Annotated in this window: 13 protein-coding genes; 11 read left to right on the plus strand and 2 right to left on the minus strand. The window is 71.3% G+C overall.

Features of this window, described 5'->3' with window-relative positions; translation table 11 throughout:
- Window positions 1-197: 197 nt before the first annotated feature.
- On the minus strand, window positions 198-1,208 hold the full coding sequence (locus RBJ77_RS37205; RefSeq protein ID WP_372348974.1) for a DUF3068 domain-containing protein: 1,011 nt from the start codon (window positions 1,206-1,208) through the stop codon (window positions 198-200).
- A gap of 185 nt (window positions 1,209-1,393) precedes the next feature.
- Here RBJ77_RS37205 and RBJ77_RS37210 point away from each other — a divergent pair, with 185 nt between their 5' ends.
- The 11 genes from RBJ77_RS37210 to RBJ77_RS37260 all read left to right on the plus strand — a co-directional run bounded on the left by RBJ77_RS37210 (window position 1,394) and on the right by RBJ77_RS37260 (window position 11,884).
- Entirely contained in the window at window positions 1,394-1,546 is a 153-nt protein-coding gene (locus RBJ77_RS37210; protein ID WP_372348975.1) for a hypothetical protein, read from the plus strand.
- A gap of 3 nt (window positions 1,547-1,549) precedes the next feature.
- Window positions 1,550-2,782: a helix-turn-helix domain-containing protein gene (locus RBJ77_RS37215; RefSeq protein ID WP_372348976.1), complete on the plus strand. Its 1,233-nt coding sequence runs from the start codon at window positions 1,550-1,552 to the stop codon at window positions 2,780-2,782.
- A gap of 135 nt (window positions 2,783-2,917) precedes the next feature.
- Window positions 2,918-3,691 (plus strand): IclR family transcriptional regulator, encoded by a 774-nt coding sequence (locus RBJ77_RS37220; protein ID WP_372348977.1) that lies wholly within the window; start codon window positions 2,918-2,920, stop codon window positions 3,689-3,691.
- Window positions 3,688-4,527 (plus strand): SMP-30/gluconolactonase/LRE family protein, encoded by an 840-nt coding sequence (locus RBJ77_RS37225; RefSeq protein ID WP_372348978.1) that lies wholly within the window; start codon window positions 3,688-3,690, stop codon window positions 4,525-4,527. The genes RBJ77_RS37220 and RBJ77_RS37225 overlap by 4 nt, the downstream gene beginning before the upstream one ends.
- A 250-nt stretch (window positions 4,528-4,777) precedes the next feature.
- Window positions 4,778-6,127: an extracellular solute-binding protein gene (locus RBJ77_RS37230; RefSeq protein ID WP_372348979.1), complete on the plus strand. Its 1,350-nt coding sequence runs from the start codon at window positions 4,778-4,780 to the stop codon at window positions 6,125-6,127.
- Window positions 6,124-7,065, plus strand: a complete 942-nt coding sequence (locus RBJ77_RS37235; RefSeq protein ID WP_372348980.1) for a carbohydrate ABC transporter permease — start codon at window positions 6,124-6,126, stop codon at window positions 7,063-7,065. Before RBJ77_RS37230 ends, RBJ77_RS37235 begins: the two co-directional genes overlap by 4 nt.
- Entirely contained in the window at window positions 7,062-7,919 is an 858-nt protein-coding gene (locus RBJ77_RS37240) for a carbohydrate ABC transporter permease (protein WP_372348981.1), read from the plus strand. The genes RBJ77_RS37235 and RBJ77_RS37240 overlap by 4 nt, the downstream gene beginning before the upstream one ends.
- Entirely contained in the window at window positions 7,916-8,878 is a 963-nt protein-coding gene (locus tag RBJ77_RS37245) for an arabinan endo-1,5-alpha-L-arabinosidase (RefSeq protein WP_372348982.1), read from the plus strand. The genes RBJ77_RS37240 and RBJ77_RS37245 overlap by 4 nt, the downstream gene beginning before the upstream one ends.
- Before the next feature lie 35 nt (window positions 8,879-8,913).
- Window positions 8,914-10,419, plus strand: a complete 1,506-nt coding sequence (locus RBJ77_RS37250; RefSeq protein ID WP_372348983.1) for an alpha-N-arabinofuranosidase — start codon at window positions 8,914-8,916, stop codon at window positions 10,417-10,419.
- A gap of 95 nt (window positions 10,420-10,514) precedes the next feature.
- Complete coding sequence (locus RBJ77_RS37255) at window positions 10,515-11,429, plus strand: sulfite exporter TauE/SafE family protein (protein WP_372348984.1); 915 nt, start codon at window positions 10,515-10,517, stop codon at window positions 11,427-11,429.
- A complete protein-coding gene (locus RBJ77_RS37260; protein WP_372348985.1) occupies window positions 11,426-11,884 on the plus strand; it encodes an Rrf2 family transcriptional regulator in 459 nt (152 codons plus the stop codon). Before RBJ77_RS37255 ends, RBJ77_RS37260 begins: the two co-directional genes overlap by 4 nt.
- Before the next feature lie 15 nt (window positions 11,885-11,899).
- Here RBJ77_RS37260 and RBJ77_RS37265 read toward each other — a convergent pair whose 3' ends face one another.
- Window positions 11,900-13,117 carry a histidinol-phosphate transaminase gene (locus RBJ77_RS37265; protein ID WP_372348986.1) on the minus strand — a complete coding sequence of 406 codons (1,218 nt, stop codon included), beginning with the start codon at window positions 13,115-13,117 and terminating at the stop codon, window positions 11,900-11,902.
- Window positions 13,118-13,122: the final 5 nt, after the last annotated feature.

Genomic DNA, 13,122 nt, shown 5'->3' on the forward strand with positions numbered 1-13,122 from the left:
GGGCACTTACGGGGACTGCGGTGCACTTGCGGGAACGTCGGGGAAGCGCGGAACTGTTGAAAGCCGTACTGGTGGGTACTGTGCCGGGGCTGTGTTCGGACTGTGCACGGGGTGGGGTGGCACAGTTTTCGCCGCGCTGTTCGATGCGGCTACTCACCCGCGTGACAAGTTTCGGGCTTTCCCGAGCTGACGTACCGTCACATCGTGGACGTTTCCAGGGTCGTCGGGGACGTATCGGGATCCGGACGCGTCTGCCCTTCGGGCTCGCCGCGGCCACCCCTGCCCCGGACGACCAACACCGTCCCGGCCACCACGAGCAGCGCACCGAGCGCTCCCGCCCCGATCGGCAGGACCGTGCCGAGCAGCGTGAGCCGGTCGTTGTCGTCCTCGGCCAGCGCCACCTGGGCGCGCTGCGTGGCCGGGGTGAACGCGATCCGCTCGCTGTCCAGGAGCACCACCGCGTCCTTCGCCGAACCCGGTGCCCGCAGCGTCTTGCGCGGGCCGATCGCCGCGTTCAGGACCCGGCCGGTCAGCGGGTCGACGACCAGCTCGACGCCGTGGTTGGCGTACCACTCCTCGGCGAGCACCTGGCTCTGCTTCGGCCGGCCCACGAGCCGGCCCGGCACCAGCCGGGAGCCGGTGCGGGCGGGCGCCACCGTGCCGGTGAAGCGGTAGCCCTCGTAGCCCTGGACCCGGGCCGTGCCGCTGAAGCGGAGCGGGACCGTCGCGCCGAGGGTGTTGTCCCACCAGGTGTAGGTGCGCTTCTCCACGTGGAAGGGGAACTTCAGGTACGCCTCGCCCTCGAAGGCGGGCTGTTCGCCGCAGCAGTGCACGGGCTTGTTGGTCTTCCGGTCGGTGACCCAGCGCTCCAGGGTCCACTGGAGCGCGTCGTGCGGGTCGGCCGCGGGCAGCGACGCGGTGGTGTCCACCGACGTCGTGACGTCCCACACGGCACGGCCGCTGCGCTCGCTCTCGGCGACGTCGCCGCGGACCTGACGGGTGATCGTGATGCGCTGATCGTCGACGGTCTCGATCTTTTCGGTGTCGAAGTAGCTGCCGTTTCCGGTGAAGACGGTCGTGGTGTCCGTGTCGATCGGGGTGCGTTCGGCGCGGGGCTCCACGTACCAGGCGAGCAGCCCGGCGAGCACCAGCAGGAACGTACCGAGACCCACGCAGAGCAGGGAGAAGGGCGAGGTTGTCCGGCGCATCCGGCACTCCTGGGGGGAAGGGCACCACGGTCCGCCCGTGGTCTGCCGGTCATGGGCCGGGAACCGTAGACGCACTCTTGACGAGGTGTCAATCCACTGCCAACACTGGGGACTTGCCGGAACACACAGGGTGGGGACCGACCTCAGCACTCCGCTTTCACCATGGACGAGAGGCTGACCCTGCGATGAACCGACTGCTCGCCGCCGTGCTCTGCGCGGCCACCGGGGCGGCGCTCGCCGTCGCCGCGGCCTTCGGCGTGCTCGCGCTGATCGACGCCACGCCCGATCAGCCCAACACCCCACTCCTGACCTACGAGACGCCCGGGCAGGGGCGCTGAGCCGTGCCCACCACGACACGATCCGCCTGGTGCGACGTGCCGCGCCTCCAGGTCAAGCAGTTCGCCGCGCTCGCCATGGAGGAGGCGCCCCGGCTCGCCGAGGACATCCTCGACGAGATCCGCCGCGAGTACCCCCAACTGCCGCTGATCCTCGACGAGTCGGGCGAGCCGATGGCCCTGGTCGGCATCCGGCGCGCCATCGAGGGTTTCGTCCGGCGCCTCACCGACGTCTCGGGCAGCACCGTGACCGAGGGCCAGCCCCCGTCCGTCTTCCAGGAGTTCGGACGCGGCCAGAGCCTGCACGGGCGCAGCCTCGACGCGCTCCAGGCGATGTACCGGCTCGGCGTGAAGCTCGCCTGGCGCCGCCTCGCCGACATCGGCCAGCGTCTGCGCATCCCGCCACCCGCCATGTACGAACTCGCCGAGTCCGGCTACGAGTACCTCGACGGCCTCGTCGACCAGTCGGTCCGCGGCTACGCGGAGGCCGCCGCCCGGCAGGCCGGGGAACGGCTGCGCCAGCAGCGCAAACTGATGGCCCTGCTCCTGGAGGGCCAGCCCGCCGTCGCCCCGCCCGACCCGGTCAAGGCCCTCACCGAGCGGGCCGCCCGGATCGGCTGGCCGGTGCCCGACCGGGTCGCCGTCGGCGTGCTGCTGCGGCCCGCGCGGGACGCGGTGGCCCCCGCGGTCGGCCCCGACGTGCTGCTCGACATGGAGACGGAGCGCCCCCGCCTCGTCGTCCCCGACCCCGACGCGGCGGGCCGTCCCGAACTGCTGCGCCGCGCCCTGTCCGGCTGGACCGGCGCCGTCGGCCCGGCCGTCGCCCTGGCCGAGGCCGCGAAGTCGCTGCGCTGGGCCGAGGCGGCCGTCACCCTCATGGAGCGCGACCTCTTACCCGCCGCCGGGGTGCTGCGCTGCACCGAGCACACCCAGGCCCTCGTCCTGCTCCAGCCCGAGGAACTCGTCGACGACCTCGCCCGGCGGGCCCTCGCCCCCCTCGGCCACTGCGGCCCCACCCACGCCCGCCGGCTCGCCGAGACGCTGCTGGCCTGGCTGGAGACCCGCGGCGGCGCCCCCGAGGTCGCCGCCCGGCTCGGCGTCCACCCGCAGACCGTCCGCTACCGGCTCCGCCAGATCCGCGAGCTGTGGGGCGACGAGGTGGACGACCCGGACCGCCGCTTCGAGCTGGAACTGGTGCTGCGGGCCCGCCGGCTCCGCGGCGAGCTGGGGCCGCCTTGACCGGCCGGACACCGCTCCGACCGCCGGGACCAGGGGCTTTCACCACCCCATTGCCCGGTCAACCCCACTGTGCGTAGCCTATGTTCGCGATACCGACCGTCTGTTGAAATATCGAACATAGGGAGGGGGCCGGTCGTGGGACGCCTCGTACCCGCCGTGACCCGGGCTCTGGACATACTGGAGCTCTTCCTGGACGGGGACGGCACGCTGTCCGCCCCCGACATCGTCCGCAAGCTACAGCTCCCGCGCACCACGGTCCACGAGCTCGTCACCACGCTCGCCGCCCGTTCGTACATCGTGCAGGTCCCCGGCCAGCCCGGCCGCTACCGCCTGGGGGTGCGCCCGTACCAGCTCGGCAGCCGGTACGCGGAGCAGCTCGACCTCGCCGCGGAGGGGCAGCAGGTCGCCAGGACCGTCGCCGAGACCTGTGACGAGACGGTGCACGTCGCGATCCTGGAGGGCACCGACGTCATCTACATCGCCAAGGTCGACTCCACGCACGCGGTGCGCATGGTCTCCGCCGCGGGCCGCCGGCTGCCGGCGCACTGCACCTCCGTCGGCAAGATGCTCCTCGCGTCGCTGCCCGAGACCGAGCTGGCAGCGCGGATCCCGGACGACGCCGACCTGATCGCCATGACGGCGAACTCGATCACCGACCCGGCCGCTCTGCGCACCCATCTGTCCGGCATCCGCGAGCGCGGCATCGCCGTGGAGAGCCGCGAGTCGAACACGGACGTGTCCTGCGTCGCCGCGCCCGTGCGCGACCGCACCAACCGGGTCGTCGCCGCGCTCTCCATCTCCGTGCCGATGATCCGCTGGAGCGACGCCCGCGAGGACGAGCTCGCCCAGCTCGCCGCCAAGGGCGCCGCCGACCTGTCCGAGCGGCTCGGCCACCGGGGCACGCCGTGAGGGCCGAGCAGGCGGTGCGCGAGTCCGCCGAGCTCGGCGAGGGCCCGACCTGGGACCCGGTCGGCGGCCGGCTCATCTGGGTCGACATCCTCGGCTCGCGCGTCCACACCTACGAGCCCGGCAGCGGCCGCCGCACGGTGCTGGCCACCGAGCAGCACGTGGGCGCCGCGAAGCCGCGCACGGACGGCGGCCTGGTCGTCAACCTCCGTGACGGCGTGGGCGGTTACGCGCCCGACGGCACCTTCGGCTGGCTGCACCGCGATCCCGTCCCCGGCCGCAGGGGCAACGACGCGGCGGTCGCGCCCGACGGATCGCTCTGGGCGGGCTCGATGGCGTACGACGAGACGCCGGGCGGCGGCAACCTGATCCGCCTCGCCCCGGACGGCACGGCCACCACCGTCCTCGACGACGTCACCGTCTCGAACGGCACGGGCTGGAGCCCCGACGGGAAGCGCATGTACTACGTCGACACCCCGACGCGGCGCATCGACGTCTTCGACGTGGACGGCGAGCACGTGAGCGGGCGACGGGAGTTGGCGACCGTCGAGGAGGGCGCGGGCTTCCCCGACGGCCTCACGGTCGACGCGGACGGCTGTGTGTGGGTCGCCCTGTGGGACGGCGGGGCGCTGCGCCGCTACACGCCGTCCGGCACGCTCGACCGGGTCGTCCCGCTGCCCGTGCGCCGCCCGACGGCCTGCGCGTTCGGGGGCTCCGACCTGCGTGACCTGTACGTCTCGTCGGCCCGGGTGGGCCTGGATCGGCCGACTCCCTTGGAGGGCTCGCTGCTGGTGTTCCCCGGTGCGGGGCAAGGGCTGTCGCAGCCCCGCTTCGGGTAGCCCCTCGGGGGCGCGGGGGACCGCGCGCCCAGCCGCGACGAAGGCCGCGGACGCGTCTGCTCGTCAACCGGCAGATGTGTCCGCGGCTTTTCCGTGGCCGAGGGCGGTTCCCCGCGTCCCCGGCCCGGCCGAAAGTTTCCGGTGTCGGACCCATTGACGGTCGAAGCGCTTCGACCATACGGTCCCGTTCGAAGTTACGGGCAGCAGCCGAAATCTCGAACACTCACCTTCGAAACAGTAAGGGCAGGGAATGGGACGACCTGGCCTGAACCGCAGGCAACTCCTCGCCGGACTGGGCGGGTTGACAGTCGCCGGAAGCCTCGGCTTCGCGGCGCTCGGAACGGGGGCCGACGCACTCGCCTCCGGCGCGGACACCCGCGTGCGCTACTGGAACCTCTTCAGCGGCGGCGACGGCGCGAACATGATCGCGATGCTGGACGCCTTCCGGAAGGAACACCCGGACATCGCCGTCAAGGACTCCACGCTCCAGTGGGGCAACCCCTTCTACACCAAGCTCGCCATGGCCGCCGCGGGCAACCGGGCCCCCGAGCTGGGCGTCATGCACCTGGGCCGGGTCGCGGGCTTCTCGCCGGGCCGCCTCCTCGACCCCTGGGACGAGAACCTCCTCGCCACGTACGGAGTGCGCAAGGAGGACTACAACCAGGCGCTGTGGAACCGCGGGGTCATCGACGGCAAGCTCTACGCCCTGCCGCTCGACGTCCACGTCCAGCTCTGCTTCTACCGCAAGGACGTGCTGAAGAAGGCCGACCTGCTCGGCGACGACGGCCGGATGATCGAGGTCGGCTCCACCGGCGAGTGGTTCGACGTCCTCAAGAAGGCCAAGAAGGTGCAGAAGAAGGGCCTGCAGACCATCGGCCTGTGGACCAACGACCAGAACTTCCAGTGGTGGTTCTTCGTCGCCTTCTACACCCAGCTCGGCGGCACCTGGTTCGACGACGACAACACCGAGGTCCGCTTCGACGCCGACAAGGCCACCCAGGTCCTGGAGTTCCTCCGGCAGCACGTCACCGACGGCTACGTCATCCCCGGCGCGCCCACCGGCGAACAGTTCATCAACGGCGCCCCGTTCACCTGGGAGGGCAACTGGTCGGTGCCGGTCTTCTCCGGCGCGAAACTGGAGTACGGGGCGACGCCGCTGCCGCCCGTCTTCGGCAAGCAGGCCACCCACGCCGAGTCGCACGCCTTCGTCCTGCCGCACCAGGCGGGCCGCGGCGGCGCCACGAACGAGGGCGCGCACCAACTCGCCGCGTACGTCGTCCAGCACGCCCTCCAGTGGGCGGCCGGCGGCCACATCCCCGCGTACACGCCGACCCTGTCCACGGCCGCGTACAAGGAACTCACCCCGCAGAACGAGTACGTGAGCGCCATGGACCACCAGGCCAACGAGCCGAAGGTGTGGTTCGCGGGCTCCACCGGCGTCCTCGCCCAGGACCTCGGCCCGATGGTCGTCTCCTCGACGATGGGCTCGGCCAAGCCCGCATCCGTCGCCGAGCGCATGAAGAAGGAGCTCGGCAAGCTCCTCGCCTCGAAGAACCCGATGGACGGACACACCGCCGCGCAGGGAGGTGCGGTCGCATGACGACGACCAGCGCTGAGACCGTCATCGCCCCGGCCCGCGCGCAGAGCGCCGCCGCGAGCGCCACCGTCCGCCGCAAGCAGGGCTTCCAGCACGGCGGCTGGTTCGTCGCCCCGTTCCTGGTCCTCTTCGCGCTCTTCGTGATCTGGCCGCTGCTGCGCGGCGTCTACCTCAGCTTCACCGACGCCAACATCTCCGGCGAGGGCGCGAACTTCGTCGGCCTCGACAACTACCGCGAGGCCCTGAAGGACACCGCGATGTGGGACGCGCTCGGCCACAGCGCGTACTTCACCCTCCTCGTCGTCCCCTGCATCACGGTCCTCGCCTTCCTCCTCGCGATGCTCGCCCACCACATCGAGCGCGGGAAGTGGGTGTGGCGGCTCTGCTTCTTCGCCCCGTTCCTGCTGCCGTCGACCGTCGCCGCCAACATGTGGCAGTGGCTGTTCACCCAGGGCATCGGCCTCTTCAACGAGACGTTCGGCCTCACCACGCCCTGGCTGACCGACAAGTCGTACGCGATGCTCGCCATCGTCATCGAGACGCTGTGGTGGACGGTCGGCTTCTCCTTCCTGCTCTACCTCGCCGCGCTCCAGGGCATCCCCGGCCACCTCTACGAGGCCGCCAAACTGGACGGCGCCAACGCCTGGCACCGCACGGTCCACATCACACTGCCCATGCTGCGCCACATCACCGGCCTGGTCGTCGCCCTCCAGGTCCTGGCCTCGCTCCAGCTCTTCGACCAGGCCGTCGTGATGATGGACTTCGGCCCCGGACCCGAGCTCGCCACCCGCTCCTTCGTCCAGTACACCCTCGAACAGGGCTTCACCAGCTACCGCGTGGGCTACGCCTCCGCGATGTCCATCATCTTCTTCGTGATCATCGCCGCGGTCGCCCTCGGCCGGATGGTGCTGCTGCGCAACCGTGAGGAGGGCGCCCGATGACCGCCACCCAGATACGGGTCAAGGCCCGCAAGCCCTGGACGGCCGGCCAGATCGTCCTCACCCTGCTCGGCGTCGCCGTCTCCGCCGTCTTCGTGGCACCGGTCGCCGCCGCCCTGTTCACCTCGCTCAAGTCCGAGGCCGAGGCCGCCGAGATCCCGCCGCACTGGCTGCCGAAGGTCTGGACGGGCCAGGCGTGGAAGGCCCTGTGGGAGACCGGCAACGTCTCCACCTGGTTCGTCAACTCCCTCGTGGTGTCCGTCGTGGTGACGGCCGTCGTGCTCACCGTGGCCGCACTCGCCGGATACGGCTTCGCCCGCACCGAGTTCCGGGGCAAGAACGTGCTCATGGGCGTGGTGATGGCGGGCCTGATGATCTCCCCGGCCGTCCTCGGCGTGCCGCTGTTCACCACGGTCCAGCAGATGGGCATGGTCGACACCTACTGGGGCATGATCCTGCCCCAGTGCGCCCCCGCGGCCATGGTCTACATCCTCTACAAGTTCTTCCAGGGCGTCCCGCGCGAACTGGAGGAGGCCGCCTTCATCGACGGCGCGGGCCGCTGGCGGGTCTTCTTCACCATCGTCGTCCCGCTCGCCCGCCCCTCCCTCGCGGCGGTCGGCATCTTCACCTTCATCGCGTCGTGGAACAACTTCCTGTGGCCGTACATGGTCACCAACAACCCCGACCTGATGACCATGCCGAACGGCATCGCGACCGTCATGAACTCCTACGGCATCCAGTGGGCCCAGCTGATGGCCGGCGGCCTGATGGCGGGGCTGCCCCTGATCGTCGTCTTCGTCTTCTTCCAGCGGCAGATCGTGGCGGGCGTCGCCCACACGGGATTGGCGGGCCAGTGAGAACCGTGCTCGCGGCGGCCGCCGCCGTCACCCTCGCCCTGCTGCCCAACACGGCTCAGGCCGCGCAGAGTTACCCCGACCCGCAGCCCGTCACCGGCCAGCAGATCATCCACGACCCGACCGTCATCGCGCTGAAGGGCGGCAAGGGCTACGTCGCGTACTCCACCGGCGGCGTCATCGGCGCCCGCCTCTCGAAGGACCGGGTGCACTGGACGGACGAGGGCAACGCCTTCGCCGCGCCGCCGAGCTGGTGGTACGAGTACAACGCCACCGGCGACCCGTGGGCCCCCGACATCTCGTACCGCGACGGCCGGTACTGGCTCTACTACGCGGTCTCGTCCTGGGGCACGAACCACTCCGCGATCGGCGTCGCCACGTCCTCCTCGGGCCTGCCCGGAACCTGGACGGACCACGGCAAGGTCTTCACCTCCGAGACCACGGACACCTGGAACGCCATCGATCCGGCGGTCGTCCGCGCCGACGGCAAGCTGTGGATGAGCTTCGGCTCCTACTGGACCGGCATCCGCATGGTCCAGCTCGACCCCCGCACGGGCAGGGCGATCCCCGGCGCCACCGTCCACCACCTCGCCACCCGTCCCGACGCCCCGTACGCGGTCGAGGGCCCGGCGATCGTCCAGCACGGCCGCCACTACTACCTCCTCGCCTCGTACGACGCGTGCTGCTCCGGCGTGAACTCCACCTACAAGATCCGCGTCGGCCGCTCCACGTCGGTGACGGGCCCGTACACCGACAAGGACGGCACGTCCCTGCTGGAGGGCGGCGGTTCGCTGCTCCTGGCGGGCCACGGCCGCTTCCTCGGCACGGGCGGCGAGTCCGTCTTCAAGGACAAGGGCCGTGACGTCCTCGCCTACCACTACTACGACGCGGACGACGAAGGCACGCCCAAGCTCGGCCTGAACGACATCCGGTGGGCCAAGGACGGCTGGCCGGCCCTCTAGGCACCGCCCCTCTCCCGCAGAACGAAAGGAAAGCATTGAGCACCGCCCGCTTCACCCTGGACCCCGCCTTCACGGTCGGCACGGTCGACCCCCGTCTCTTCGGCTCCTTCGTCGAGCACCTCGGCCGCTGCGTCTACACCGGCATCTTCGAACCGGACCACCCCACCGCGGACGAGGCCGGCCTGCGCACCGACGTCCTGGACCTGGTACGGGAATTGGGCGCGACCGCCATCCGCTACCCCGGCGGCAACTTCGTCTCCGGCTACAAGTGGGAGGACTCGGTCGGCCCCGTCGAGGACCGCCCCCGCCGCCTCGACCTCGCCTGGCGCACCACGGAGTCGAACCGCTTCGGCCTCTCCGAGTACATCGCGTTCCTGAAGAAGGTCGGCCCGCAGGCCGAACCGATGATGGCGGTCAACCTCGGCACGCGCGGCGTCGCGGAGGCCATCGAGCTCCAGGAGTACGCGAACCACCCGGCGGGCACCGAACTGTCCGACCGCCGCATCGCGCACGGCGACAAGGACCCCTTCGGGATCCGCCTGTGGTGCCTGGGCAACGAGATGGACGGCCCCTGGCAGACCGGCCACAAGACGGCCGAGGAGTACGGGCGGATCGCGGCCGAGACGGCGCGCGCCATGCGCCAGATCGACAAGGACGTGGAGCTGGTCGCGTGCGGCAGCTCGGGCCAGGCCATGGACACGTTCGCCGCATGGGAGGCGACGGTCCTCCAGGAGACCTACGACCTGGTCGACTACGTCTCGCTGCACGCCTACTACGAGGAGCACGACGGCGACCGCGACTCGTTCCTCGCCTCGGCGGTGGACATGGAGTCGTTCATCGAGAACGTCGTCGCGACCTGCGACCACGTGGGCGCCCGCCTCAAGTCGAAGAAGAAGATCAACCTCTCCTTCGACGAGTGGAACGTCTGGTACATGTCGCGCACCGACGCCCAGGTCTCGGCCCTGGACTGGCCGGAGGCGCCGCGCCTGCTGGAGGACGTGTACTCGGTCACGGACGCGGTCGTCTTCGGCTCCCTCCTGATCGCCCTGCTCCGGCACGCGGACCGCGTCACGGTCGCCTGCCTCGCGCAGCTGGTCAACGTCATCGCGCCGATCATGACGGAGCCGGGCGGTCCGGCCTGGCGCCAGACGACGTTCTTCCCGTTCTCGCAGGCCTCGAAGTACGGCCGCGGCGAGGTCCTCGACGTCCGCGTCGACTCCCCGACGTACGACACGCAGCGCCACGGCACCGCCGACCTGCTGCACGCGACGGCGGTCCGCGCCGACGACGGCACGGTCACCGTCTTCGCGGTGAACCGCAGCCAGACCCAGGCCCTCCCCCTGGAAGTCGCCCTGAACGGCCTGGAGTTGACGACGGTGACCGAGCACTCGGTGCTGTCGGATCAGGATCCGGACGCCAAGAACACCCTCACCGACCCGGACCGGGTGGCCCCCCACCCGGCAACCGGCACGACCCTGTCCGACGCCACGCTCAAGGCGACCCTGGAACCCCTGTCGTGGAACGTGATCCGGCTGGCGTGAGGCCCGCGCGGGTGCGCCGGTGAGAGCGGTCCACCATGTGAAATTCGAGCGGGATTCATACCTTCCCCATAGGGAACGTGGGCACAGTGGCCCGCATGGACTTCTCGTGGACGATCGTCGTCGCCGGCGCCCTGGTCGGGCTCGCGGTGGGCCTCACCGGCATGGGCGGTGGCGCCCTGATGACCCCGATCATGGTCATGTTCTTCGGGGTCAACCCCACCGCCGCCATCGGCAGCGACCTGGCGACCTCCCTGTTCATGAAGCCGTTCGGCGCCGCCGTGCACCACCGGGCGGGCACGATCCGGTGGGACATCGTCCGGTGGCTGCTGCCCACCGCCCTGCCCGCCGCCTTCGCCGGGGCGCTGCTCCTCCGGGCCCTCGGTGACGGCGAGGCGCTCCAGGACCGGGTCAAGTACGTCATCGGCGGCGCCCTGCTGCTCGCCGTGGCCGGGATGCTCGCCCGGATGTGGCTCGACCGGCGCCGCGGCCTGGGCGCCGCTGCCGCCGAGGACGCCGACGTGCGGGTCAGGCCGGTGGCGACGCTGCTGATCGGGCTGGTCGGCGGGCTCGTCGTCGGGATGACCTCGGTCGGCTCCGGCTCGCTGATCATCGTGATGCTGATGCTCGCCCACCCCCGGCTCCGGGCGAACCACCTGGTGGGCACCGATCTGGTGCAGGCCGTCCCGCTGGTCGGCGCCGCCGCCCTCGGGCACTTCCTCGTCGGCGACGTGTCGCTGGGCCTGACCGGCACGCTGCTGGTCGGCGCGATCCCCGGTGTGCTGGCCGGCGCCGTGCTCTCCACCCGGGTGTCGGGGCCCGCCCTGCGCTGGGCGCTGGTGGTCCTGCTCACCGGGTCGGGGCTCGCCATGTGGGGGGTGTCGGGCGCCCCTCTCGTGGTGGTCTGCGGAGCGGTCGCGGCGGTGGGCCTCGCGGTGACCCTGCGCACCCGCAGGACCGCCGCCGAACTCCCGGCCCAGCAGCCCGAACCGTCCCCGACAATGACCCCATGAGGATTTCAGCCAGAGCCGACTACGCGGTCCGGGCCGGCCTGGAACTGGCCGCCCGCACCGACGGCGGACCGGTCAAGGCGGAGACCATCTCCGCGGCGCAGGAGATCCCGCACAAGTTCCTGGAGGGCATCCTCGGCGACCTGCGGCGCGGCGGCATCGTCGTCAGCCGGCGCGGCGGCAACGGCGGCTACCTGCTGGCCCGCCCCGCCGCCGCGATCACCGTCGCCGACGTCGTCCGCGCCGTCGAGGGCCCCATCGTGTCGGTGCGCGGCGAGCGGCCCAGCGCCCTCAGCTACCAGGGACCCGCCGAGCCGCTGCTGCCCGTGTGGGTGGCGCTGCGGGCCAACGTGCGCAAGGTCCTGGAAGGCGTCAGCCTCGCCGACATCGCGGACGGGCGACTGCCCGACCAGGTGCGGGAGCTGGCCGACGACCCGGCGGCCTGGCGCAACCCCTGAGCACCGTGCGGGAGTTCAGGACACGGCGCCCCACACCACCCGGTCCACCGCCGCCGTGCCCGAGCTGTAGGTGGTCCCTCCGTCCAGCTCGGGCACGGCGACTCCCCTCCCGGCCCCGAGCAGCGACTCCAGTCCGGCCACCAGGCGCAGGACGTCCGGCTGGGGTCGCACCACGAGGCGCAGGAAGCTGCTGGAAGATCCGATCTTGTTGCCGCACTCCCGTACCAGCACGCCGTGCCGGTCCAGGAGCTGATCGCGCAGGCCGACCCCGTCGACGCCGTCCGGCAGGCGCACGTACAGGAAGTTGCCCTGCGACGGGTAGACGGTGAGGCCGGGCAGGCGCGCCAGGTGCCAGCGCATGTCCTGGCGGTCGCGGCAGACCTGGCGGATGCTGTCCGCGTACTCCTGGCGGTGGGCGCGCAGCATGAACACCACGGTCTCCGCGAAGGAGTTGAGGTTCCACTTCGGCAGCGCCGCCCGCACCCGTCCGGCCAGCCCCGGGTTCGCGACGAGGTAGCCGAAGCGGATGCCGTGCAGTCCGAAGTTCTTGCCGAGGCTGCGCAGCACGATGACGTTGGGCCGCAGGACCGCCTCCCGCACCAGGCTCGGGTCCTGGCCGCCCTCGGCGGCGTCGGCGAAGTCGAGGAACGACTCGTCGATCACGACCAGGTCCAGATGGCGCAGCTCGTCGAGGAGGGCCAGCAGCGACCGGCGCGGCACGAGACCGCCGTCGGGGTTGTTCGGATTGCAGATCACGGCGGCCCGGGAGCCGCGCGCGTGGATGAACTCCGCGTACGCCGCCGGGTCGAGCGCGAACCCGTCGCGCTCCGGCAGCGGGAACATGTCGACCCGCTTGCCCGTCTCCATCGGCTGGTCCGTCCACCGCCCGAACGTCGGCACCGGCACGGCGAGCGAGTCGCGCACCAGCAAGTGGTCGATCCAGGTGATGAGTTCGGTCGAGCCGTTGCCCATCGCGACGGTCTGCGGGTTGAGGCCGAGGACCTGGCAGAGCTCCGCCGTGATGGTGTCGGCGCCGCTCGGGTAGTACGTCAGGATCTCGTGCAGCCGTCCGCGCAGCGCGTCCAGCATCGGGGGCGTGGGGAAGTACGGGTTGCAGGGGATGCAGAAGTCGGTGACGTGCCCGCCGCCGCCCGCCCCGGCCCGCCGCAGCTGGCCGTAGGAGGGGGAGTGGGCCGTGCTGCCCTGGAACAGTGAGACGACACCCGCGCTCATCAACT

This window comes from Streptomyces sp. KL116D (genome assembly GCF_030766975.1).
Taxonomy (GTDB): Bacteria; Actinomycetota; Actinomycetes; order Streptomycetales; family Streptomycetaceae; genus Streptomyces; species Streptomyces longispororuber_A.